Consider the following 23,844-nt stretch of genomic DNA (forward strand, 5'->3'; position numbering starts at 1 on the left):
CCGCCACTGGCGGGAGAGCGGGGCTCAAGCGAAAAGTGGCAGCCAAGGGCCCGTCATCGACGTGTTTGGTGTAGCGATGCGGCGCGCCTGCATCGGTTCGCTGCCTGGCGCGCCGCGCCGCCGTCTCCTACCTACCCTCCGACATCCGCGCTGATGATGTCCCCGAACAGGTCCCACTTGCCGCCCTTGAACTGCATCATCTTGAGCTGCTCGATCGGGGCGAAGTCGTTCGGGCCGGTGTTGACCTTGATGCCGGGGATCAGGGTGTCCGGCGCGAAGTCCTTGAGGCTGGCGGCCTGCTTCATGACGTTCTCGCGGGTGAGATTGTCGCCGCACTGCTTCAGGGTCTGCACCATGGTCTGCGCCGCGGCGTAGCCATAGGCGAGGTTGGCGTCGGAGATGTTGGCGCCGGGCATGTACTTGTCGATGAAGGCCATGAACTTCTTCATGCCCTCGTCGTCCTTCCACTGCGGATCAGAGGGGTCCTTGAGATAGCCGGCCGACAGCACGCCTTCGGAGGCCTCAAGGCCGGCCGGCTTCATCACGGCGCCGATCGAGATCGAGACGTCCGTCATCAGGTGCATCGGCTTCCATTCCAGCTCGGCGATTTTCTTGATCGCCTGGGCCGCGAATTTCGGCGTGGCGATGTTGACGAACACGTCGGCGCCGGTGCCCTTCAGCTTGACGATATGGGCGTCGATCGAAGGCTCCGAGGTCTCGTAGCTCTCCTCGGCGACGATCATCGTCTTGGCCTTGTCGCCGAGCACCTCCTTGATGCCGAGGACGTAGTCCTTGCCGAAATCGTCATTGGCATAGAAGATTGCGATCTTCGCGTTCGGCTTCTCCTTGAGAATGTACTTGGCGAAGATCCGCGCCTCGACGCGGTAGCTGGGCTGGAAGCCCATGGTCCACGGGAAGTCCTTCGGATCGTTCCACTTGCTGGCGCCGGTGGCCAGGAACAGCTGCGGCACCTTTTTGGAATTGTGATACTTCTGCACGGCGGTCTGGGTCGGTGTGCCCAGTGCGTTGAACACCAGGAACACCTCGTCGCTCTCGATCAGCTTGCGCACCTGCTCGACCGTTTTCGGCGGGCTGTAGCCGTCGTCGTAGGAGATGAAGTTGATCTTGCGGCCGTTCACGCCGCCCTGATCGTTGATCATCTTGAAATAGGCTTCCTCGGTCTTGCCGATGATGCCGTAGGCCGAAGCCGGGCCGCTATAGGCCTCGACATTGCCGATCTTGATTTCGGTGTCGCTGGCGCCGGTGTCGTATTTCTTCTGGGCGAGCGCGCTGTGGCTCGCCAAAACGGAGAGAGCGGCCGCGGCCGCGAAAGACAGCAGAGTCCTGGTCGTCATAGGCAACATTCCCTGGGCTTCCTCTGGTTGGTCTTGTGAGTCTTGGTGGTCCGCGATGCGCAACAGCCGCTGCGCAGGAAACGTCACGACGCCTGCTGGACGAGATCGACCGCCGACGCGGTCGCAAAGCTCTTGCGCAGGGTCGGCTTGTGGATCTTGCCGGTGGCGTTGCGCGGCAGCGCGTCGACGAAGCGGACGGTGCGCGGGCATTTGAAGCGGGCGAGGTTGGCCTGGCAATGCGCGACAATCTCGGCCTCGCTCAAGCTCTGTCCCGGCTTGACCGCGACGATGGCCATGCCGGTCTCGCCCCATTGCGGATCGGCGATGCCGATCACCGCGGCCTCGGCGACGGCGCTCAGCTGGTGCAGCACGCTTTCGACCTCGGCCGGATAGACGTTCTCACCGCCGGAGATGTACATGTCCTTCCAGCGGTCGACGATGTAGTAGAAGCCGTCCTCGTCGACCCGCGTGGCATCTCCGGTATGCAGCCAGCCGTCGGTGAAGGAGGAGCGATTGGCATCGGGCCGGTTCCAATAGCCCGGCGTCACGTTGGGTCCGCGCACCCAGAGCTCACCGAGCTCGCCGACATCGGCGTCGCTGCCGTCCGGCCGCACGATGCGCACTTCCGTGTGCAGCACCGGCTTGCCCGCCGAGCCCGCCTTGCGCGCGGCATCCTCGCGGTCGAGCGCGAGCACGGCCGGTGAGGTCTCGGTCATGCCATAGCCCTGCTGCAGCGCGACGCCGCGCCTCTCCCAGGTCTCGAGCAGCGGAACCGGCATCGGCGCGCCGCCGACGCCGCCGATCACCAGCCGGCTGAAATCGGCGGTTGCGAACGCCGGATGCTGGGCCATGAACTGATAGATCGCGGGCACGCCGAAGAACACGTTGATGCCCTGGGCGGGATCGCTGATCAGCTGCAGCGCCTGGCCGGGATCGAACGCGCGCATGATCAGCACGGTGCCGCCGACATGCATCACGGGATTGGTATAGCAGTTGAGGCCGCCGGTGTGGAACAGCGGCAGCACCGTCAGCAGCACCGAGGACGGCGTGATATAGGCGGGGCCGCCGAGATTGACGCAGTTGTAGAACGTCATGCCGTGGGTGATCATCGCCCCTTTCGGCTGTCCCGTCGTGCCGGACGTGTACATGATGGTCGAGACGTCATCGAGCGTGACCGGCTCGACCGCGGTCAGCGGCCTGGCCGCCGCGATCGCCTGCTCGTAGCTGCCGCCGGGTCCATAGCGCAGCACCGTGGCGACGCCGCACAGCCGGCTTACGGCGAGCGCGCTGTCGGCAAGGTCGTCATCGTGGATCATCACGTCAGGCGCGGCGTCGCCGACGATGAACTGCAGCTCGGGCACCGTGAGTCGGACATTGAGCGGCACGAAGATCGCGCCGACGCGGAAGCAGGCGAACTGCACTTCCAACGTATCGGTGGCGTTCAGCGCCAGCACAGCGACGCGATCGCCCTTGCCCACGCTGCAGGCATCGCGGAGATGACCGGCCAGACGCGCGACGCGGGCATCGAACTCCGCATAGCTGAACCGCCGGCCGCTGCCGAGATCGACCATCGCGGTCTTATCCGGCGTCCTCCGCGCATGATGCGCAATCCAGTCGTAATACCGTACTGGCACGCGTTTCCTCCTCGTGTCAGGCGATCTGATGCCGCCTTGATCGCGATTCCCGTGGCCTCGCGTCCGGCCTGATCGGCTCAAGGCGCGCGGCGTCTTTTTGTCGCGAGTGGGCCGGTGTGTGCATTGCACTGTCTTGCGTCAAGGCGCTGATGGGGCGTCACGAATGTGCGCGAAGCTGGAGGCGATTTCGGCTGTCAGCCACTCGACGCAAGGCGATACCGCCGCTTCTGGTCATCCTGGCGACACAGCAACCAGAGCCCGGTGCCGATGAGGAAAAGCCCGTTCTACACGGCCGAGCACGAGGCCTTCCGCGACGTCGTCAGGCGCTTCGTCGACAAGGAGATCGCGCCGTTCGCGAGCGCCTGGGACGAGGCCGGCGAGTTTCCGCGTGCGCTGTATGCCAAGGCTGCCGAGATTGGCCTGCTGGGCCTGGGCTTCCCCGAGGAGTTCGGCGGCGTCGCGGCCGATCAGTTCATGCGGATCGTGTCGTCGCAGGAGTTGGCACGCGCCGGCGTCGGCGGCGTCAGCGCCAGCCTGATGAGCCACAGCATCGGCGCGCCGCCGATCGCGCGCGCGGCCCGGCCGGAGGTGCGCGCGAAAGTGCTACCGGAGATTCTCTCCGGGCGAAAGATCTCGGCGCTCGCCATCACCGAGCCGAGCGGCGGCTCCGATGTTGCCAATCTCCGCACCAAGGCGGTGCGCGACGGCGATCACTATGTCGTCAGCGGCGAGAAGACCTTCATCACCTCGGGCATGCGCGCTGACTACATCACCGTCGCGGTGCGCACGGGTGGACCCGGGCCGGCAGGTGTCAGCCTGCTGCTTGTTCCGGGCGACGCGCCGGGGCTGACCCGCACCAGGCTCAACAAGATGGGCTGGTGGGCGTCGGATACCGCGACCTTGCATTTCGACAATTGCCGCGTGCCGGTCGAGAATCTGATCGGCGAGGAGGGGCAGGGCTTCAAGCTGATCATGCACAATTTCAATTCCGAGCGCATGGGCATGGCGGCGAGCTGCACGGCGTTCGCGCGCGTCTGTCTCGACGATGCGATCGCGTACGCCAAGGAGCGCCAGACCTTCGGCAAGCCGCTGGCGCAGCACCAGGTGATCCGGCACAAGCTGGTCGACATGGCACAGCGCGTGGCGGCCTCGCAGGCGATGCTGGAGATGCTGGCGTGGCGGCTCGAACAGGGTGATAATCCCGTCGCCGAGATCTGCATGATGAAGAACCAGGCGACGCAGACCATGGCCTATTGCGCCTCCGAGGCGGTGCAGATCTTTGGCGGCGCGGGGTTCATGCGCGGCATTCGTGTCGAGAGGATCTATCGCGAGGTGAAGGTCAATGCGATCGGCGGCGGCACCGAGGAGATCATGAAGGACCTGGCCAGCCGGCAGATGGGATTGTGAGCCGCGCCCCTCTCCACGCGCGTCATTCCGGGGCAGCCCGCAGGGCTGACCCGGAATCTCGAGGTGATGAGTCCCAGCGCGTCAGATAGCAAAGCGAAGATGATCCTTCACCGTCATTCCGGGGCAATCGGCAATGCGAAGGCGCGAAGCGGCTGCGCGTTGACGATTGAACCCGGAATCTCGAGATTGGTAGCAAGGAACGCCAGACAAGCTCGGGATTCCGGGTTCAAGGCCTGCGGCCTTGCCCCGGAATGACGGGCGTGTCGCAATCAAGAAGCACCAACGAACTTCCGGGGCGGATGCTCGAGCGGCCGCCCCTGAACGACAGGGAATGAAACATGCTCTTCACCGCCGACCACGACGAACCGCGCCGCATCCTGCAGAAGTTCATTGCCGCCGAGATCAATCCCCATGTCGACGAATGGGAGGAGGCCGGCATCTTTCCCGCGCATGAGCTGTTCAAGAAGCTCGGCGACCTCGGATTTCTCGGCCTCAACAAGCCGGTCGAGTTCGGCGGACAGGGGCTGGACTATTCCTACGCGCTGATGATGGCGGAGGAGCTCGGCGCCATCAATTGCGGCGCCATCCCGATGGCGATCGGGGTGCAGACCGACATGGCGACGCCGGCGCTGGCGCGGTTCGGCTCCGACGAGGTGCGCAAGGAATTTCTGGCGCCGGCGATTGCCGGCGACTACGTCGCCTGCATCGGCGTGTCCGAGCCCGGCGCCGGCTCCGACGTCGCCTCGATCAAGACCCAGGCGCGCGCCGACGGCGACGACTACGTCATCAACGGCGGCAAGATGTGGATCACCAACGGCACCCAGGCGGATTTCATCTGCCTGCTCGCCAACACCAGCGACGGCCCGGTCCACCGCAACAAGTCGCTGATCTGCGTGCCGATGAAGAGCAAGGGCGTGCAGGTCGCGCGCAAGCTCGACAAGATGGGCATGCGCTCCTCCGACACCGCGCAGATCTTCTTCGACAATGTGCGCGTGCCCAAGCGCAACCGCGTCGGCGAGGAGGGCATGGGCTTCACCTACCAGATGATGCAGTTCCAGGAGGAGCGGCTGTGGGCCGGCGCCGCCTGCCTGAAGGCGCATGAGGCGATCATCAATGCGACCATCGAGTACACCCGCAACCGCAAGGCGTTCGGCCGCTCGATCCTCGACAATCAGGTCGTCCACTTCCGCCTCGCCGAGCTGCAGACCGAGGTCGAGCTGCTGCGCGCGCTGACCTATCAGGCCGCCGAGGCGCTGGTGGCCGGCGAGGACGTGACGCGGCTCGCGACGATGGTGAAGCTGAAGACCGGCCGGCTCGGGCGCGAGCTCACCGACGCCTGCCTGCAATATTGGGGCGGCATGGGCTTCATGAACGAGACGCCGGTGAGCCGCGCCTATCGCGATTCGCGGCTGAGCTCGATCGGCGGCGGCGCCGACGAGGTGATGCTGACGATCCTGTGCAAGATGATGGGCACGTTGCCGGGCATGGCGAAAGCGGGGAACGCCTGATGATCACGCTTTATCATTGCGACGGCGCCCGCTCGTTCCGCCCGCTGTGGATGCTGGAGGAGCTCGGGGCCAGCTACGAATTGAAAATGCTGCCGTTCCCGCCGCGGGTGCTGGCCAAGGAGTATCTGGCGATCAATCCGCTCGGGACCATCCCGTTCATGATCGACGGCGAGACGAAGATGACGGAATCTTCGGGCATCTGCCACTATCTCGGCATCAAGCATGGTCCGACACCGCTGATGGTCGGACCGGAGGAGAAAGATTTCGGCGCGTTCCTGAACTGGATGTACTTCTCGGACGCGACGCTGACGTTCCCGCAGACGCTGGTATTGCGGTACACGCAGCTCGAGCCTGAGGAGCGCCGCTCGCCGCAGGTCGCGACCGACTATGCCAAATGGTTTCTGGGCCGGTTGCGCGCGGTGGAGGCAGCGACTGGCCATGTCGAATTCCTGAGCGGCGGCCGCTTCACCGCGGCGGACATCGTGATCGGCTATGCGCTCCGCCTTGCCGACACGCTCGGGCTCTCCAAGGAATTCGGGCCGAATGTGGCGGCCTATTGGGCGCGCCTGCAGCAGCGCGATGGCTACCAGCGGGCGCTCGCCGCCGAGGAGCGCGCCGGCCAAGAGCAGGGCGTCAAGCCGCGCGTCAGGCCGTGAGTTGCGCACGTCATTTCGGGCCACGTCATTCCGGGGCGATGCGCAGCATCGAACCCGGAATCTCGAGATTCCGGGTTCGCGCTGACGCGCGCCCCGGAATGACAACGCATGTATGCCGTGATGATTAACCGCGACAAAAATCGGCAGTCGTCGCCGATGACAGCGGCGCGAATTGCGCTATGGTTCTCGTCCAAAGAAGCGGCCGCCAGAGCCGCGCCTCAGGAGGAAGACCATGGATGTCACCCGCCGGGACTCCGGCCATCTCATGCTGATCACGCCCGAGCGCGTCTTCTACGCCGGGCTGCTCGGCCGCCCGCGCCAGCGCTGCTCGGGCGCGTTCCATATCTATGTCGCGCTGACCGGCAGCCTGCGGCTGCTGCCCGAGGGCGGCGAGGCGCGTTGTGGCGAGCTGCTGGTGGTGCCGCCGAACAAGCAGCACACGATCGAGAGCGACTACCGCACCGTCATCGTCGTGACGATGGAGCCGGAGAGCGTGCCGATCGGCACGCTCGATCGCTTCGCGGCCAAGGTCGCGCGCGAGGCCGAGGCCTATGCCTGCCGCATTCGCGCCGCCTATGAGGAGCTGGTGCAGCGGCCGCTGTCCGGCGACGTCACCAGCGCGGTGTTCGACCGGCTCTGCTTCGGCGAGGTGCTGCCGCAGCGGACGCTCGATCCGCGCGTGGTCAAGGCGATCGGCCTGATCAGCCGCTTCTCCGGCGAGCCGGCCACCGCCGAGAGCTGCGCCGCCGCGGTGGGCCTGTCGACCTCGCGCTTCCTGCATCTGTTCAAGGAGGAGACCGACATCTCCTTCCGCTCGTTCCGCGCCTGGAAGCGCGCGCGGCATCTGCTCAACTACGCCAACCAGGATCTTAATCTCGCGCATCTCGCGCAGGACATCGGCTATCCCGACTCGACGCATTTCAGCCACTCGATCCGCCGCTTCTACGGGCTGAAGCCGCGCGCGATCTTCTCCGGCTCGCGCGATCTCGCGATCTATCGTGCCGGCGAGGCGGCGTTGACCTGATCGACTTTCGCGCGCCGCGACAGCGCGGCGCGCAGCGGGAATTTCGACAGCTCCAGCACGATCAGCGTGCTGATCGCGGCCGCCGCGGTCAGCGCGAGATCGTCGGCATGCAGCGGTCCGAACCTGAACAGCGCCGCGACCGGCGGCACCGTCAGGCTGGTGGCGAGCACCGCGATCACGATCGCGATCACCAGCAGCAGCATCCGGTTCGGCCGCAGCAGCGCGTCGCGCAGCGAGCTCGAGAACGAGCGGTTGACGAAGATCAGGCTGACGATGACCGACACCAGCGTGAAGAACACTAGCGCGCGCAGCTGGTCGTCCGGCATGCCGTTGCGGTGGGCCAGCAGCAGCACGCCGCCGGTCGTGATGATCGCGAGGACGCCCTGCAGCGCGCCCCACAGCACCAGCGGGCGCGGCAGCAGCGGTTCCAAGGGATCGCGCGGCCGCCGCCGCATCACGTCGTCCTCCTCGGTCTCCGCCTCGAACACCAGCGAGCAGACGGGATCGATGATCATCTCCAGGAAGGCGATGTGCACGGGCCCGAGCAGCAGCGGCAGCCCGGTGACGAGCGGCAGCAAAGCGAGTCCCGCGATCGGGAAATGCACCGCCAGGATGAAGCTCATTGCCTTGCGCAGATTGTCATAGATGCGCCGGCCCAGCCGGATCGCCTTGACGATCGAGCCGAAATCATCGTCGAGCAGCACGATCGCGGCGGCCTCGCGCGCGACGTCGGTGCCGCGGCCGCCCATCGCGATGCCGATATGCGCTGCCTTGAGCGACGGCGCGTCGTTGACGCCGTCGCCGGTCATTGCGACGATCTCGCCATCGGCCTTGAGCGCTGAGACGATGCGCAGCTTCTGCTCCGGCATGATGCGCGCGAACGCCGTCGGCGTGCGCGCCGCCTGCGCCAGGGCGTCGTCGTCGAGCTCCGCAAGCTCGGGGCCGGTGATGACGCGACTGGGATCGAGCCCGGCCTGCCGCGCGATCGCCGCAGCGGTCGCCGGATAATCGCCGGTGATCATGATGACTCGGATGCCGGCGGAGCGGCATTCGGCGACGGCAGCGGGTACCTCGGCGCGCAGCGGATCGGCGAAACCGACGAGGCCGCAGAAGTTGAATGCGAAACCTTGCTGAGTCTCGGGGAGCGTAGCGCCGCTCCAGCCTGCCTGGGCGACGCCGAGCACGCGCAGGCCCTCCGCAGCAAGCATCTCGACACGAGCCTGCAACTCGGCCAGCTCGGTGCCGCCGAGGCTGCACAACTTTCCGATCGCCTCCGGTGCGCCCTTTGCGGCGACGATGCTGCCGCCGTCACGGGACCAGACATTGGACATGGCGAGCAGATCGGGCCGCAGGCCGTAGCGGCGTTGCAACGTCGCTACGGCTGTCGCGTGCGCGTCGATCGCCTGCAGCGCCCTTTCCATCGGGTCATGCGACTGCGGGTCGCAGGCCAGCACGGCGGTTGTGACGAGATCGCGGAAGTCGCCCGTCACGGCATCCGGTGACGCCGTCGCGAGTTGCAGCACAGCGCCGTCGGCGCGCATCAGCCGCGCCACCATCATGCGGTTCTGGGTCAGGGTCCCGGTCTTGTCGGTGCACAGCACGGTCGCCGCGCCGAGCGATTCGATCGCGGCAGCGCGCCGCGTCAGCACGCGGGCCTGCGAGATGCGCCAGGCGCCCATCGCGAGAAACACCGTCAGGACGACCGGGAATTCCTCGGGGAGCATCGACATGCCCAGCGCGATGCCGGCCAGCAATCCCTCCAGCCAGCCGCCGCGATACAGCGCGTAGAGCACGACCGTGATCGCCACCACGATGGCGCCGCCGATTGCGAACGCCATGACGAGACGTCGCGTCTGCTGACGGAGGCGGGGCGTCTCGGTCTCCAGCGCGCTCACCGATTGGCCGATCCTGCCGATCGCGGTGCGTGGCCCCGTCGCCATCACCTCGGCGATGCCGCCGCCGCGCACGACCAGGCTGCCCGAGAATACGAAGGGTTGATCATCGCCGCCTGCGGCAACGAGCGCGTCGCTCGTCTCATCGTCGGCCGGCCGTTTGCGCACCGGCACGGATTCGCCGGAGAGCAAGGACTCGTCCGTCAGCAGATCGTCGCATTGCCGCAGCACGGCGTCGGCCGCGACACGATCGCCTTCCGCCAGCACGATCAGATCGCCGCGCACGACCTCGCGGCCGGCGATGCGGCTGCGCTCGCCATCGCGGATCACCAGCGCGCGCGGGCTGGAGAGATCGCGCAGCGATTCCAGCACCCGTTCGGTGCGCGCCTCCTGTACGATAGTGATGAACACCGACGCCGAGGCGAACACGCCGAGCAGCACGGCTTCGGCCATGTCGCCCAGCGCGAGATAGATGCCGGCCCCCGCGAGCAGCAGGAGCAGCATCGGCTCCTTCAGCACGTCCGCGATCAGCCGGAAGACCGAGCGCGCGCCGGCCTGCGGCAGCTCGTTGAACCCCTCCGCCTGCAGCCTGCGCGCCGCCTCTGCGGCGCTCAGCCCATTGGGGAAAGTCGGCGCCGGTTGTGTGTCGCTCGGCATTGCACGCTCGGTCAGGAGGACGGACAGGAACCGCTTAGCGTCGGTGGCGCTCAGCCGGCTTGACGCAAAGCAATAACCGGAAAGCGCCCTTTCAACCAGCGAGTCAACGCAAGCAGATCGCGCCACGGCATCCTCATATGGGACGACATCTGCACCGCGCTCCTTGCGCGCAAGATTCATCGAACGAGTGCCAGAACGACTGCCATGAGCAACAAAGCCGTCATCACCTGCGCGCTGAACGGCGTGCTCACCGATCCCAGGCAGCATCACGTGCCGGTCACGCCGGAGGAGATGGCGCGCGAGGCGCGGCGGGCCTATGACGCCGGCGCTGCGATCATGCACATCCATCTGCGCCAGCAGGCGCCGGGCAAGGGCCATCTTCCCTCGTGGGAGGTGAATGTCTCGCGCGAGATCCAGCAGGCGATCCGCGAGGCCTGCCCGGGCGTCATCATCAATCACACCTCCGGTGTGTCAGGTCCCAACTATCAAGGCGCACTCGATTGCATCCGGGAGACCCGGCCGGAGATCGCGGCCTGCAACGCCGGCTCGCTGAACTACCTCAAGGTCAAGGCCGACAACAGCTGGGCCTGGCCGCCGATGATGTTCGACAACTCGGTCGAGAAGATCGGGGACTATCTCGCCGTCATGAAGGACGCGAAGACGATCCCGGAGTTCGAATGTTTCGACGTCGGCATCGTGCGCTGTGTCGGCATGTACCGCCAGACCGGCATGTATTCAGGTCCGCTGGAGTACAACTTCGTCATGGGCGTGGCCTCGGGCATGCCGGCGGATCCCGAGCTGCTGCCGATCCTGCTCAAGCTGAAGCTGCCGGAGGCGCATTGGCAGGTGACCGCGATCGGCCGCGCCGAGATCTGGCCGCTGCATCAGCGCTGCGCCGAGCTCGGCGGTCATCTGCGCACCGGACTGGAGGATACGTTCTATCTCGGCGACGGCACCAAGGTGACCTCGAACGGCCAGCTGATCGAGGCCATCGCTGCGTGCGCAAGACGCGCGGGCCGCGAGATCGCCAGTCCCGCAGAAGCGCGGCAGATGTTCGGGACGGTGAACTAACGACATGCTCCGTCATTGCGAGCGCAGCGAAGCAATCCAGGGGCTACGCGTGACGCCCCTGGATTGCTTCGTCGCCTTCGGCTCCTCGCAATGACGCGGATGGAGAGGGACTGAAAATATGACCAACCTCGACGCCACCGGTGGTGTGCCCGGTCCGGGCCGTATCGGCCGTGTCGCGATCGGCGATCTCCTGAAGCGCGCGGCGCGCCGCTTTCCGGAGCGCGTGGCGATCACCGATGGCGGCCGCCAGGTCACCTTCACCGAGCTGGAGCGCGATGCCAACCGCTTCGCGAACTATCTCGTCGCGAAGGGGTTGAAGCCGGGCGAGAAGATCTCCACGGTCTGCAACAACTCGATCGAGTTCGTCAAAGCGCTGTTCGGCATCCATCGCGCGGGACTGGTCTGGGTGCCGGTCAACACCATGCTGGGTCCGGCTGACATGGACTACATCCTCGGCCACGCCGAGGTGCGCTTCGCCGTGATCGATGACAATCTCCATGCGCAGCCTGAGCGCCGCGCGGTGCTGGAGAAGCGTGGCGTCGAGCTGGTAGCCGTGGATCTCACCGGAACGGCGAAGGCCGCCGGGCTCGCCAGCTTCAATGACCTGATCCAGGGCCAGTCCGACGTCGAGCCGGAGATCGAGATCACAGACCGCGATCTCGCGATGATCATCTACACCTCCGGCACGACCTCGCGGCCGAAGGGCGCGATGCATTGCCATCTCGCCGTCGTGATGGCCGTGATGAGCAATTGCATCGAGATGCAGCTGTCGCGCGACGACGGCATCACCGGGCAGTTCCCGCTGTTCCACTGCGCCGGCCATGTGCTGCTGTTGAGCTATCTCTCGGTCGGCGGCCGCATGGCGCTGATGCGCGGCTTCGACCCGGTGGCCTGCATGGAGGCAATCGTGCGCGATCGTCTCACCGTCTTCGTCGGCCTGCCGCTGATGTACCAGGCGATCCTCGATCACCCCCGCCGGAAGGAGTTCGATCTCTCCCACCTGCGCACCTGCCTCTACACGATGGCACCGATGAGCCGTCCGCTGCTGGAGCGGGCGATCAAGGAGCTGTGCCCGAACTTCGTGCTGACCAGCGGCCAGACCGAGATGTATCCGGCGACGACGATGTCGCGGCCGGAGGTGCAGCTCCAACGATTCGGCAACTACTGGGGCGAGTCGCTGTTCGTCAACGAGACAGCGATCATGGACGATGCCGGCAATCTGCTGCCGCCGGGCGAGATCGGCGAGCTGGTGCATCGCGGGCCCAACGTGATGATGGGCTACTACAAGGACCCGAAATCCACCGAGGACGCCCGCAAGTTCGGCTGGCACCACACCGGCGATCTCGCTGTCATCGACAAGGGCGAGGTGCTGTTCCTCGATCGCAAGAAGGACATGATCAAGTCCGGCGGGGAGAACGTCGCCTCGGTCAAGATCGAGGAGACTTTGCTGGCGCATCCGGCGGTGCAGAACGCCGCCGTCGTCGGCCTGCCGCATCCGCAATGGGGCGAGGCGGTGTCGGCCTTCGTCAAGCTGAAGCCCGGCGCACAGGCGAGCGAGACCGAGCTGCTGGAGCATTGCCGGAAGTCGCTCGGCGGCTTCCAGGTGCCGAAGCTGGTGCGCGTGCTTGAGGAGATGCCGATGACCGCCACCGGCAAGCTGCGCAAGGTCGAGCTGCGCCAGGCCTATGGCGATCACTTCGGGGCGAAGAGCGCGTGAGGCGTGCCACAAACTCCATCGTCATTCCGGGATGGCCCGTAGGGCCAGGCCTGGAATCCATACTCCCGATCGTGGTTATGGATTCCGGGCTCGCGCTTCCGCGCGCCCCGGAATGACGGTCAATAGCGAGACCGTTGCTTATGGCCATCATCGACAACACTATCTCTCCGACCGGCGCTGCCTTCCAAACCAACCGCGACGGCATGCTCGGGCTGATCGCGCGGATGCGCGATCTCGAGGCGCGGACGCGCAATGCGTCGGCGGCGGCCAAGGACCGCTTTCACCAGCGTGGTCAGTTGCTGCCGCGCGAGCGCGTGGCGCTGGTGCTCGATCCCGGCGCGCCGTTCTTGGAGCTGTCCACCTTGGCCGGCTACATGTTCGATACGCCGGATGCGGCCAAGAGCGTGCCGGGCGGCGGCGTCATCGCAGGCATCGGCTTCGTCGCCGGCGTGCGCTGCATGGTCTCGGCGAACGATGCGGCCATCGATGCCGGCGCGCTGCAGCCCTATGGCCTCGACAAGACCCTGCGCGTGCAGGAGCTGGCGCTGGAAAACAAGCTGCCTTACGTGCAGCTGGTCGAGAGCGCCGGCGCCAATCTGTTGCGCTACCGCGTCGAGGATTTCGTCCGCGGCGGCAACATCTTTCGCAATTTGGCGCGGTTGTCGGCCGCCGGGCTTCCGGTCGTCACCGTGACGCACGGCTCGTCGACCGCGGGCGGCGCCTATCAGACCGGCCTGTCCGACTACATCGTCATGGTGCGCGGCCGGACCCGCGCCTTCCTCGCCGGACCGCCGCTGCTGAAGGCCGCGACCGGCGAGATCGCGACCGAGGAGGAACTCGGCGGCGCCGAGATGCATACGTCGATTTCAGGGCTCGGTGATTATCTCGCCGAGGACGACCGCGATGCCTTGCGCATCGCGCGCGAGATCATGGGCAAGCTGAACTGGGACCGGCCGTCGCACGAGGCGTCAGCGGCGAAGCCGCCGCGCTACGACCAGGAAGAGCTGCTCGGCATCATGCCGCTCGACCACAAGCGTCCCGTCGACATGCGCCAGGTCATCGCGCGGATCGTCGACGACAGCGACTTCGTCGAGATGTCGCCGAACTACGGCCCCGCGACGGTGTGCGGTCATGCCCGCATCGATGGCCAGGCGATCGGCATCGTCACCAACAATGGTCCGCTCGATCCGGCCGGCGCCAACAAGGCGACGCATTTCATCCAGGCCTGCTGCCAGAGCCGCACGCCGATCCTCTATCTGAACAATACCACCGGCTACATGGTCGGCCGCGCCTATGAGGAGGCCGGCATGATCAAGCACGGCTCCAAGATGATCCAGGCGGTGACCTCGGCGACCGTGCCGCAGATCACGATCTATTGCGGCGCCTCGTTCGGCGCCGGCAATTACGGCATGTGCGGCCGCGGCTTCCATCCGCGCTTCTGCTTCTCCTGGCCCAACGCGAAGACCGCCGTCATGGGCGGCGAGCAGGCCGCCGAGACGATGGCGATCGTCACCGAAGCCGCGGCCGCGCGCCGCGGCAAGCCGGTGGAGCGCGAGAAGCTCGACGCCATGAAGGCGCAGATCATCGGGGTGTTCGACAGCCAGATGGACGTGTTCGCGACCTCGGCGCGCGTGCTCGACGACGGCGTGATCGACCCGCGCGACACCCGCGCGGTGCTTGCGGAGGTGCTTTCGATCTGCCGCGAGGCCGAGGCGCGCGAGCCGCAGCGCATGCAGTTCTCGGTGTCCAGGCCATGAGCGGAGAGCAGGCGATGTCGCGCAAGCCGTTCCACAAGGTGCTGATCGCCAACCGCGGCGAGATCGCGCTGCGCATCATGCGCACCGCGCGCCGGCTCGGCCATGGCGTGGTCGCGGTCCATTCCGACGCAGATGCGGACGCTCCGCATGTCCGGCTCGCCGATCAGGCCGTCCGGATTGGCGCGCCGCCCCCGGCACAGTCCTATCTGAACATCCCGGCGATCATCGCCGCCGCCAAGGCCACCGGCGCCGACGCTGTGCATCCCGGCTACGGCTTCCTCGCCGAGAACGAGGATTTCGCGCAGGCTTGCAGAGACGCGGGTGTTGCCTTCATCGGTCCATCGCCCGAGGCCATCAAGGCGATGGGCAACAAGGCCGGTGCCAAGACGATCATGCAGTGCGCCGGCGTGCCCTGCGTGCCCGGCTATCAGGGCGAGGACCAGGGCGACGACGCGATGCTGCGCGAGGCGCGCCGCATCGGCTTCCCGGTGATGATCAAGGCCGTCGCCGGCGGCGGCGGACGCGGCATGCGGCTGGTCAGCGATGCCGATGCGTTTCCGGACATGTTGCGCAGCGCCCGCTCGGAGGCCGCCGCGGCCTTCGGCGACGGCACCGTCATCCTGGAGAAGGCGATCCCGAATCCGCGTCACATCGAGATCCAGGTGTTCGGCGACAGCCATGGCAACGCCGTCCATCTCGGCGAGCGCGACTGCTCGGTGCAACGGCGGCACCAGAAGCTGATCGAGGAGGCGCCGTCGCCGGCCGTCAGTCTGGAGCTGCGCGCGCGCATGGGTGCGGTCGCAGTGCAGGCCGTGAAGGCACTCGGCTACGAGGGCGCCGGCACCTTGGAATTCCTGCTCGACGGTGACGGCCAGTTCTACTTCATGGAGATGAACACCCGGCTGCAGGTCGAGCATCCCGTGACCGAGGCGCTGACGGGCCTCGACCTCGTCGATTGGCAGTTGCGCGTCGCGGCCGGCGAGCCGCTGCCGCTCCGTCAGGAGCAGATCAGGCTCGAAGGCCATGCCATCGAGGTGCGGCTGTGCTCGGAGGATGCCGCGCAGGACTTCATGCCGCAATCCGGACGCATGGCGCTGTGGCAGATGCCGGACGCGATCCGCGTCGAGCATGCGCTGGCGTCGGGCGCAGCGATTCCACCTTATTACGATTCAATGATCGCCAAGCTGATCAGCCATGGCGCGACCCGGGAGGAGGCGCGCGCACGGCTCATCACGGGGCTGGAGCAGGCCGTCGCGCTCGGCGTGACGACGAACCAATCCTTCCTGCTGTCCTGCCTGCGGCATCCCGCGTTCGCGGCGGGCAGGGCGACCACCGGCTTCATTCCTGTCCATCGTGACGAACTGCGCGCGCCGATTGCCGGCGCGGCGGAGGCGGCGCTTGCCGCACTGTTGCTGTCGGTCAGCCACCCGCTGGCGTATCCCGTCCGGGGCGGTCGCTCCTTGGGCGTGAGCTTTGCCACGCCGCTGCGTTTCGAGATCGACGGTGAGGTCGTGGACTGCGAGTTGCTGCGCGAGCGGGACGGCAGCTATCGGATGAATGCCGGCGACGCCGAACATCGGCTGGAGATTGATGCGCTCTCCGATGACGCGGTCCGCTTCCGCCACGCTGACATCGTCGACAGCGCCCGCTTCGTTCGCGACGGCGACCGGCTGTTCGTGCACCATCGCGGCCGGACGCTGACGTTGCGTGATCTCACATTGGCGGCGCCGCAGTCCACCGCCGCAGCCGGCGGTGACGGCAAGGTTCGCGCCGCCTTGAACGGCCGCGTCGTGGCGGTGCTGGTGAAGGCCGGCGATCGCGTCACACTGGGCCAGCCGGTCGTGACGCTGGAAGCGATGAAGATGGAGCACGTCCACACGGCCGGACTTGCCGGAATGGTCAGCGCGATCGAGGTCACCGAGGGTGATCAGGTGACGACCGGACGGATCGTGGTGGAGATCGCGGGTGATTGATGGGCGGAGTTCGTGCGTGGTCGTCGCGCGAGGTCATCAGGCCTTTGGAAGTCGACCTCCCGTGCGGCTGCCCCTCACCCCACCCCTCTCCCCGTGAAGAACGGGGAGAGGGAGCCCACAGGTGCTTGTGGGCAATGGCTCCTCTTACATTGACGAAGCCAAAGCTAATGAGTTCTGCAACAGCTTTTAATTAAGGCAATCTCTGTCGGCATTGGCGGTGAAACCTCTCCCCGCCCTTTGCGGGGAGAGGTCGGATCGCACGGCAATCCGGGGCATGGCACTGACGTAGCCACGTCGGAGGCTTATCGGACTCCGAGATCGTCGCTGTGCACATGCGTCCCTGCGACGATCCCAAACCTCGCCGCCTCAACGCCTCACCGCGGCAATTGGCGCTTCAGCGTTGCCACCAGGCGCGACGTCTGGAACGGCTTTGACAGCAGTGGCGCGCTGGCGAATTCTTCGGGACATTGGTCGACGGCATAGCCGGTGACGGCGACGAACGGCACGCCGGCGGCCATCAATGCGCGTGCGATCGGGGCCGAGGTTTCGTGGCCGAGATTGACGTCGAGAACGGCGAGATCGCAGTGGTTCCGCTGCAGCAGATGCAAAGCCTTGGTGACGGTGGGCGCGACGCCGACAATGGCAAAGCCTGCTTCCTCCAGCTCGACGGACAGGTCGAAGCCGATCATGGGATCGTCCTCGACGATCAGGAGGTTGATCTTGTCAGCGCCGGGCATGGCTGCTGCCGCGGCTGATGCGTTGCAGGGGGCATCTCAGGTGCCAGCGAAGTCCCGGCGGCGCGAACTCGACCTCCACGGTGCCCTCGAGCCCCGCCCGGACCATGTCGGAGATCACGCGGCTGCCGAAGCCTTTGTGCTCCGGGTGGGAGACGGGCGGGCCGTCGCTCTCGCGCCAGCTCATGTCGAAATCGTCGCCGTCCTGCGTCCAGTTGAGCGCGACCCGTCCGTCGTCGCTCGAGAGCGCACCATACTTCGCCGCATTGGTGGCGAGCTCATGCACGGCCATGCCGATCGCCTGCGCGGCCTCCGGCGTCAACTCGATCTGCGGTCCATCGATCGCGATGCGGTTGCCAATCAGGTCGCGGAAGGCGCCGAGCTGAGAGCGCACGAGGTCGCCGATCGGAATGAATCGCCAGTCGTTCTGGATCAACAGATCCTGGTTGCTCGCGATCGCCTGCAGCCGCTCGAGAAAGCGGTTGAGGTCGAGCTGGCGGCCATGCCGGGTCATCTGCCGCGCGATCGCCTGCACCAGCGAGAGCATGTTCTTGCTGCGATGATTGACCTCGGCGAGAAGCGTCCGCAGTTGCTCGCGCGTCCTGCGCTTGTCGGTGATGTCGCGCACGATTTTCGATGCGCCGATGATGCGGCCGGCGGAATCGCGCACCGGCGAGACCGTCACCGAGACGTCGATCAGCGCACCGTCCTTGCGCAGCCGGACGGTCTCGAAATTGTCGATGATGGCGCCGGACACGACGGTGGCGAGGATGCGATCCTCCTCGGCCTGGCGCTCTGCCGGGATGATGGTGCGAATCGACCGGTTGATGATCTCGCCTTCCGTAAAACCGAAGATGCGCTCGGCGCTCTTGTTCCAGCTGGTGACGGTGCCGTCGAGCGTCTTGCTGACGACGCCGTCCGACGACGAGGCGACGATCGCCGCCAGCATCGCCGCGCTGCGTTCGGCCTGCTTCGACTGGGTCACGTCGCGAAGGACGCCGGAGATGCCGACGATCCGATCGTGATCGTCGCGGATCGGCGAGAAGGTTGCGGCGACCTCGATCGGCCGTCCATCCTTCGTCAGCCGGACAGTCTCGAAGCTTTCGATGGCTTCTCCCATCCCGACACGCTGGCGAATCGCGCGAGCCTCCTCTCTCAGCTCCGAGGGAATGATCTGCGCCACAGACTGGCCCATCATCTCGGCGGCGCTGTAGCCCAACATCCGCTCACATCCCGCGTTCCAGCTGCGAATGAATCCGTCCGTGGTCGTGCCGAAGATCGCGTCGGCCGACGACTGCACGATCGCGGCAAGATAGGCCGTGTCGTCAATTGCAGGGGGGGCGGGGGAGGCGCCGGGCATTCCGTGCACGTCGCATACTCCTTGCTAGCACGACAAAAGAGAAGACGTCGCACACAGGATTACCGACTCGTTCGTGTACGAATGCAAGGGCTATCTCGTTCGCTGCTTCTTGTTGGTTCTTCGGCAACGAGGACAGGATGCTGGTCGACGGCGAGCGAACCCGCGCTGCGACGTGCTCCAGGTCACGGCGGCGAGCACATGGAACGTCGACCTCACAGATTTGTTCCCGTGGATCCGACGAAAAACCGCGCCGCTGTGGTGGGCGTTGCAACGGTACGGCTTGCCGACGCCAGTTTGGAAGGCCGCGATGGGCGGCGCAGGCCTATTTCTTCAGGCTGAGAATATAGCCGGCAAGATCGTCAGCGTCTGCGGTGCTCAGGGGGTTGTTGGCCATGGTGGCGTGCGGGAGCAGCAGGAACTTGACCAGCATCTCCCGGGTGACGCTCTCCTTGGCGGCGATCGCGACGAACGGCTGGGCGCGCCGAAACCGGGTCGGCTCGTCCCCGATGGCATGGCAGGCGGCGCACCAGCGCGCGGCGAGTTGGCGACCATGTTCAAGATCTTTGGCTGCCGCGCCGGCCAGCGGCAGGACAAGAAACAGGATCGTTAACGCGGCGGCTGCACGCAAGGGTTGGTGCTCCTCATAGCGGCTGGTCGTCGTCGGTCGACGGCTGCTCCTGCAGCGAGACGATGTCGCCGCCGCCGAACTCGTCCTCGGGAGGCGGGTAAATCCACATGTGGTCCCGGACGTCCCGGACACCTTGCACGCTCTTGGCGGCCACCAGCGCCGTGGCCCGTTCCTTTTCGGTGCGGACGGCACCGGTCAGATGCGCGATGCCGTTGCGGACGACGACGTTGAAGCGGCAGTGCTTGCAGGCGGCCTGGTCGAGCGCATCGAGGATGGAACCGCGGATCTCGTCGTCGTCACGGCTCGGCGCTGGCACGGCGGTGGCGAGATCGGCCAGGGTCTGCACGAAGTCGGTGTGCGTCACCATGCCGGCCAGTTGGTCTCCGCTCATCACCGGTAGCCGCTTGATGCTGCGCTTCTCCATGAGCTCGGCAATCTCGGCAAGGCTGGCGTCGGTGCTGACGGTGACCGCCGGCCGGCTCATGATGTCGCCGACGGTGCGGCCATGGGAGTGGACGAAATCCGCGCCGATGCGGCCGCGTCCAACCAGGAGATCGAGCCAGCGCCCCTGTCTGCGCTCGGTGCCGAGCTCGGCGCGGCGCAGGAAATCGCCGTCGGTCACCATGCCGACCAGCCGGCCGGCGGCATCGATCACCGGCAGACCGCCGATATGATTGCGCAGCATGATCCGCGCCGCCTCGGCCACCGGAGTTCCCGGCGTCACCGTGATCACGGATCTGGTCATGATCTGATGGGCGCGCATGGCATGGTCTCGCGAAATGGCTGGCGTCGCAATTCATGAAGAATAGCGACCTCGCGCCGCATCTGCTTGATAAGGATCAACGCGACGTCGCGGCGTGCTACACGATCCGCGAGGTCTTGTTGCCCCAGTAGCGATCGCGCAGCAGGCGCTTGTAGAGCTTGCCGGTCGGCAGCCGCGGCAGCTCCTTTTCGAAGTCGATCGAGCGCGGCACCTTCTGCCGCGCCAGCGACTGCCGGCAGAACGCGATCAGCTCGTCCTCCAACTCGGGACCAGGCATGATGCCCGACATCGGCTGGATCACCGCCTTCACCTCCTCGCCGAGATCGGCATTGGGGACGCCGAACACGGCGGCATCGGCGACCTTCGGGTGCGTGATGAGGAGGTTCTCGCATTCCTGCGGATAGATGTTCACACCGCCGGAGATGATCATGAAGGTGGCGCGGTCGGTGAGGTAGAGATAGCCGTCGGCATCGACATAGCCGACATCGCCGACCGTGCTCATCGTGCCGTCGGCCGAGCGCGCCTCCTTGGTGCGCTCGGGATCGTTGAAGTACTCGAACGGCGACCCCGTCTTGAACCACACCGTGCCGGCGGTCCCGGTCGGGCACGGCTTCATATCCTCATCGAGGATGTGGAGGTCGCCGAACAGCACCTTGCCCACCGTGCCGCGATGCGCGAGCCACTGCTCGCTGTCACAGGCGGTGAAGCCGAGCCCTTCGGTGGCGCCGTAATATTCGTGGATGATCGGCCCCCACCATTTGATCATGTCCTCCTTGACCTGCGCCGGGCAGGGCGCCGCGGCATGGATCGCCACTTCCAGGGAGGACAGATCGTAGCGGGTGCGGACCTCCTCGGGCAGTTTCAGCATGCGCGAGAACATCGTCGGCACCAGTTGCGTATGCGTGATGCCCCACTGCTCGACGAGCTGCAGATAGCGCTCGGGATCGAACGTCTCCATGATGATGGCGGTGCCGCCGCTGCGGATGGTGAGGTTGACGGCGGCCTGCGGCGCGGAGTGATACAGCGGCGCCGGCGACAGATAGATCATGCCCTCGCGATAGCGCCACAGCTTCTCGAGGAAGTCGAAGATCGGCAGCTGCTGCACCGGCGGCTGCTCGGGCAGCGGTCGCAGGATGCCTTTCGGACGCCCCGTGGTGCCGGATGAATACAACATCGCGGTGCCGACGCTTTCGTCGTCGATCGGCGTGTCCGGCAGACCTGCAGTAGCTTCCGCGAGGCCGACGACGCGCTCGCTCTCACCTGGACCATCGGCGACGATGCAGAGCTCGATGCCGGGCGCCTCCTTCATCGCCTCGCGCGCGACATCGAGCTTGGCGAGCGAGGTGATCAGCAGCCGCGACTGGCTGTTGTTGAGGATGTAGGCGAGCTCGCCCGGGGTGAGATAGGAGTTCACGCAGGTGAAGTAGAGCCCGGAGCGCTCGCCGGCGCCGCACGCCTCGAGGTAGCGGCTGTTGTTCTCCATGAAGATCGAATAGTGGTCGAGCCGCTTCAGGCCGCGCTGGCGGAACAGATGCGCCAGCCGGTTCGAGCGCGCCTCCAGCTCGCGATAGGTCACCGCCTCGCCGGTGGAGGCCATGATGAAGGCCGGTTGGAGTGGGCGCAGCCTTGCGTGCTTGCCGGTGTACATCTGTCCTCCCCAAATCATCTGCCGGATATTCCGCGGCGCGGCGCGCGGGCGGGGAGGGACAGGCCACGTGACGCGGCAGCGCGCGTCACGACGTCAGGCTGTTCCCGTCCGCACGCGCCATCCTCGCGGGACGGCTGTTTGTTGCTTGGGGTGGACTGTAGCGGAGGACCCCGCACCCCTCAACACGGCTCTCCGTCCTTTGGCTAGGGCGGGAAGGGATGGGCGCGGCCGGGGTTCTGGCATAACATGAGCGCGGCATTCCAAAGCGAATGACGGTGACAACTAAGAAAACGCTGGGAGAGAACCTATGAAATCGGGCTTGCTGGCTTTTGCTGCGGTTGGTGCGCTGATGGTGGCGGCGCCGGCCTCGGCACAGGTCAAGATCGGCATCCTCAACGACCAGTCCGGCGTCTATGCCGATTACGGCGGCAAATATTCCGTCGAGGCCGCCAAGATGGCGATCGAGGATTTCGGCGGCGAGGTGCTGGGGCAGAAGGTCGAGCTGGTCACCGCCGACCACCAGAACAAGCCGGATCTCGCCTCGTCGATCGCGCGGCGCTGGTACGACACCGAGGGTGTTGACATGATCACCGAGCTCACCACCTCCTCGGTCGCGCTGGCGATCCAGGAGCTGTCGAAGGAGAAGAAGAAGATCGACATCGTGGTCGGCGCCGCGACCTCGCGCATCACAGGCGATGCCTGCACGCCCTACGGCTTCCACTGGGCCTATGACACCCGCGCGCTCGCGGTCGGCACCGGCGGCGCGCTGGTCGAATCTGGCGGCGACAGCTGGTTCTTCATGACCGCCGACTACGCCTTCGGCTATGCGCTGGAGAAGGACACCAGCGACATCGTGACGTCCAAGGGCGGCAAGGTGCTCGGCTCAGTGCGCATCCCGCTGAACTCGTCGGATTTCTCGTCCTTCCTGCTGCAGGCGCAGAGCTCCAAGGCCAAGATCATCGGGCTTGCCAATGCCGGCCTCGACACCACCAATTCGATCAAGCAGGCGGCCGAGTTCGGCATCGTCAAGGGCGGCCAGAAGCTCGCCGGCCTGCTGATGACCCTGTCCGAGGTGCACGGTCTTGGCCTTGAGGCCGCGCAGGGCCTGGTGCTGACCGAGGGCTTCTACTGGGATCACGACGACAAGGCCCGCGCCTTCAGCGAGCGCTTCATGAAGCGGACGGGACGCATGCCGAGCATGATCCACGCCGGCACCTATTCGGCGACGCTGTCCTACCTCAAGGCGGTGAAGGCGGCCGGCACCAAGGATTCCGACGCCGTCGCGGCGAAGCTGAAGGAGCTGCCGGTCGACGACGCCTTCGCCCAGGGCAAGGTGCTCGCCAACGGCCGCATGGTCCACGACATGTATCTGTTCGAGGTCAAGAAGCCGTCGGAGTCGAAGAAGCCGTGGGACTACTACAAGCAGCTCGCCACGGTGCCCGGCGACAAGGCGTTCTTCTCCGCCAAGGAGAGCGGCTGCCCGCTGACGAAGTGAGCGCCACATCACCGGTGTCGTCCCGGCCTTGAGCCGGGACCCCTACCGCGTGACCTGTCTTGAGGCAGGCTGGTCATTGGTTGTCGCGCAACCCACACCCGCCGGTGGCTATGGGTCCCGGGTCAAGCCCGGGACGACGGCCAAGGGGTCAGCCGTGCAGCACGCGCCACAGGATGGCGATCAGCGCGCCTAGCAGCAGCACCAGCGCGGCGAGCGCCTGCACACCGAAGCCGGGGCCGCGCTTCTCGGCGGCCTTGGCGTAGGACACCATGTACATCGCGCGGCCGGCGATCCACACTAGGCCGATCAGCGCCGCGATGCCGTCGCTGACATAGATCGCGAACAGCCACAGCGCCGGCAGGAAGATCGGCAGCCATTCCAGCGTATTCATCTGAACGCGGAAGACGCGTTCGAAATCCGGATTGCCGCTGATCGCCGGCGCCTTCACGCCGTACTGAGCCCGCGCCCGGCCCACGACGAGGCTCATGTAAAAATAGAGCATAAGCGCCAGCACGGTGACGATGGCGGTGAAATGATACATGCGCGATTCCCCCTGAGTGAGCGC

General features: G+C 66.1%; 18 protein-coding genes. 9 read left to right on the top strand and 9 right to left on the bottom strand.

The window, feature by feature from the left end; translation table 11 throughout:
- Nucleotides 1-131: 131 nt before the first annotated feature.
- Together BRAO375_RS10520 and BRAO375_RS10525 are read right to left on the bottom strand one after the other, a co-directional pair.
- Nucleotides 132-1,364 carry an ABC transporter substrate-binding protein gene (locus tag BRAO375_RS10520; RefSeq protein ID WP_009027448.1) on the bottom strand — a complete coding sequence of 411 codons (1,233 nt, stop codon included), beginning with the start codon at nucleotides 1,362-1,364 and terminating at the stop codon, nucleotides 132-134.
- A gap of 74 nt (nucleotides 1,365-1,438) precedes the next feature.
- Nucleotides 1,439-2,989 (bottom strand): acyl-CoA synthetase, encoded by a 1,551-nt coding sequence (locus BRAO375_RS10525; RefSeq protein WP_009027449.1) that lies wholly within the window; start codon nucleotides 2,987-2,989, stop codon nucleotides 1,439-1,441.
- Between the two features lie 267 nt (nucleotides 2,990-3,256).
- Here BRAO375_RS10525 and BRAO375_RS10530 point away from each other — a divergent pair, with 267 nt between their 5' ends.
- From BRAO375_RS10530 to BRAO375_RS10545, 4 genes are all read left to right on the top strand, one after another.
- Nucleotides 3,257-4,396: an acyl-CoA dehydrogenase family protein gene (locus tag BRAO375_RS10530; protein WP_009027450.1), complete on the top strand. Its 1,140-nt coding sequence runs from the start codon at nucleotides 3,257-3,259 to the stop codon at nucleotides 4,394-4,396.
- Between the two features lie 338 nt (nucleotides 4,397-4,734).
- Nucleotides 4,735-5,904 carry an acyl-CoA dehydrogenase family protein gene (locus BRAO375_RS10535; protein WP_009027451.1) on the top strand — a complete coding sequence of 390 codons (1,170 nt, stop codon included), beginning with the start codon at nucleotides 4,735-4,737 and terminating at the stop codon, nucleotides 5,902-5,904.
- On the top strand, nucleotides 5,904-6,560 hold the full coding sequence (locus BRAO375_RS10540) for a glutathione S-transferase family protein (protein ID WP_009027452.1): 657 nt from the start codon (nucleotides 5,904-5,906) through the stop codon (nucleotides 6,558-6,560). The genes BRAO375_RS10535 and BRAO375_RS10540 overlap by 1 nt, the downstream gene beginning before the upstream one ends.
- Before the next feature lie 232 nt (nucleotides 6,561-6,792).
- Nucleotides 6,793-7,584 (top strand): helix-turn-helix domain-containing protein, encoded by a 792-nt coding sequence (locus tag BRAO375_RS10545; RefSeq protein WP_009027453.1) that lies wholly within the window; start codon nucleotides 6,793-6,795, stop codon nucleotides 7,582-7,584.
- Here the strand turns inward: BRAO375_RS10545 and BRAO375_RS10550 are convergent.
- Nucleotides 7,554-10,133, bottom strand: coding sequence for a cation-translocating P-type ATPase (locus BRAO375_RS10550; RefSeq protein WP_009027454.1), 2,580 nt, complete (start codon nucleotides 10,131-10,133; stop codon nucleotides 7,554-7,556). The genes BRAO375_RS10545 and BRAO375_RS10550 overlap by 31 nt on opposite strands.
- Before the next feature lie 204 nt (nucleotides 10,134-10,337).
- Here BRAO375_RS10550 and BRAO375_RS10555 point away from each other — a divergent pair, with 204 nt between their 5' ends.
- From BRAO375_RS10555 to BRAO375_RS10570, 4 genes are all read left to right on the top strand, one after another.
- Nucleotides 10,338-11,204, top strand: a complete 867-nt coding sequence (locus BRAO375_RS10555; protein WP_009027455.1) for a beta-keto acid cleavage family enzyme — start codon at nucleotides 10,338-10,340, stop codon at nucleotides 11,202-11,204.
- Between the two features lie 118 nt (nucleotides 11,205-11,322).
- Complete coding sequence (locus BRAO375_RS10560) at nucleotides 11,323-12,921, top strand: AMP-binding protein (protein WP_009027456.1); 1,599 nt, start codon at nucleotides 11,323-11,325, stop codon at nucleotides 12,919-12,921.
- Nucleotides 12,922-13,061: 140 nt separating this feature from the next.
- A complete protein-coding gene (locus BRAO375_RS10565) occupies nucleotides 13,062-14,678 on the top strand; it encodes an acyl-CoA carboxylase subunit beta (protein ID WP_009027457.1) in 1,617 nt (538 codons plus the stop codon).
- 14 nt (nucleotides 14,679-14,692) lie between these two features.
- Nucleotides 14,693-16,651, top strand: a complete 1,959-nt coding sequence (locus tag BRAO375_RS10570) for an acetyl/propionyl/methylcrotonyl-CoA carboxylase subunit alpha (protein ID WP_009027458.1) — start codon at nucleotides 14,693-14,695, stop codon at nucleotides 16,649-16,651.
- A gap of 374 nt (nucleotides 16,652-17,025) precedes the next feature.
- Here the strand turns inward: BRAO375_RS10570 and BRAO375_RS10575 are convergent, their stop codons facing one another.
- The 5 genes from BRAO375_RS10575 to BRAO375_RS10595 all read right to left on the bottom strand — a co-directional run bounded on the left by BRAO375_RS10575 (nucleotide 17,026) and on the right by BRAO375_RS10595 (nucleotide 21,784).
- A complete protein-coding gene (locus BRAO375_RS10575; protein WP_083842460.1) occupies nucleotides 17,026-17,388 on the bottom strand; it encodes a response regulator in 363 nt (120 codons plus the stop codon).
- Complete coding sequence (locus tag BRAO375_RS10580; protein WP_009027460.1) at nucleotides 17,375-18,754, bottom strand: sensor histidine kinase; 1,380 nt, start codon at nucleotides 18,752-18,754, stop codon at nucleotides 17,375-17,377. Before BRAO375_RS10580 ends, BRAO375_RS10575 begins: the two co-directional genes overlap by 14 nt.
- Before the next feature lie 313 nt (nucleotides 18,755-19,067).
- Complete coding sequence (locus BRAO375_RS10585) at nucleotides 19,068-19,373, bottom strand: c-type cytochrome (protein ID WP_009027461.1); 306 nt, start codon at nucleotides 19,371-19,373, stop codon at nucleotides 19,068-19,070.
- 13 nt (nucleotides 19,374-19,386) lie between these two features.
- Nucleotides 19,387-20,136: a CBS domain-containing protein gene (locus tag BRAO375_RS10590; RefSeq protein WP_009027462.1), complete on the bottom strand. Its 750-nt coding sequence runs from the start codon at nucleotides 20,134-20,136 to the stop codon at nucleotides 19,387-19,389.
- Between the two features lie 97 nt (nucleotides 20,137-20,233).
- On the bottom strand, nucleotides 20,234-21,784 hold the full coding sequence (locus tag BRAO375_RS10595; RefSeq protein WP_009027463.1) for an AMP-binding protein: 1,551 nt from the start codon (nucleotides 21,782-21,784) through the stop codon (nucleotides 20,234-20,236).
- A gap of 307 nt (nucleotides 21,785-22,091) precedes the next feature.
- Here BRAO375_RS10595 and BRAO375_RS10600 point away from each other — a divergent pair, with 307 nt between their 5' ends.
- On the top strand, nucleotides 22,092-23,279 hold the full coding sequence (locus tag BRAO375_RS10600) for an ABC transporter substrate-binding protein (RefSeq protein WP_009027464.1): 1,188 nt from the start codon (nucleotides 22,092-22,094) through the stop codon (nucleotides 23,277-23,279).
- A 148-nt stretch (nucleotides 23,280-23,427) separates the two neighbouring features.
- Here BRAO375_RS10600 and BRAO375_RS10605 read toward each other — a convergent pair whose 3' ends face one another.
- Nucleotides 23,428-23,820, bottom strand: a complete 393-nt coding sequence (locus BRAO375_RS10605) for an MAPEG family protein (protein ID WP_009027465.1) — start codon at nucleotides 23,818-23,820, stop codon at nucleotides 23,428-23,430.
- Between the last annotated feature and the right edge of the window lie 24 nt (nucleotides 23,821-23,844).

This window comes from Bradyrhizobium sp. ORS 375 (assembly GCF_000239775.1).
Lineage (GTDB): Bacteria > Pseudomonadota > Alphaproteobacteria > Rhizobiales > Xanthobacteraceae > Bradyrhizobium.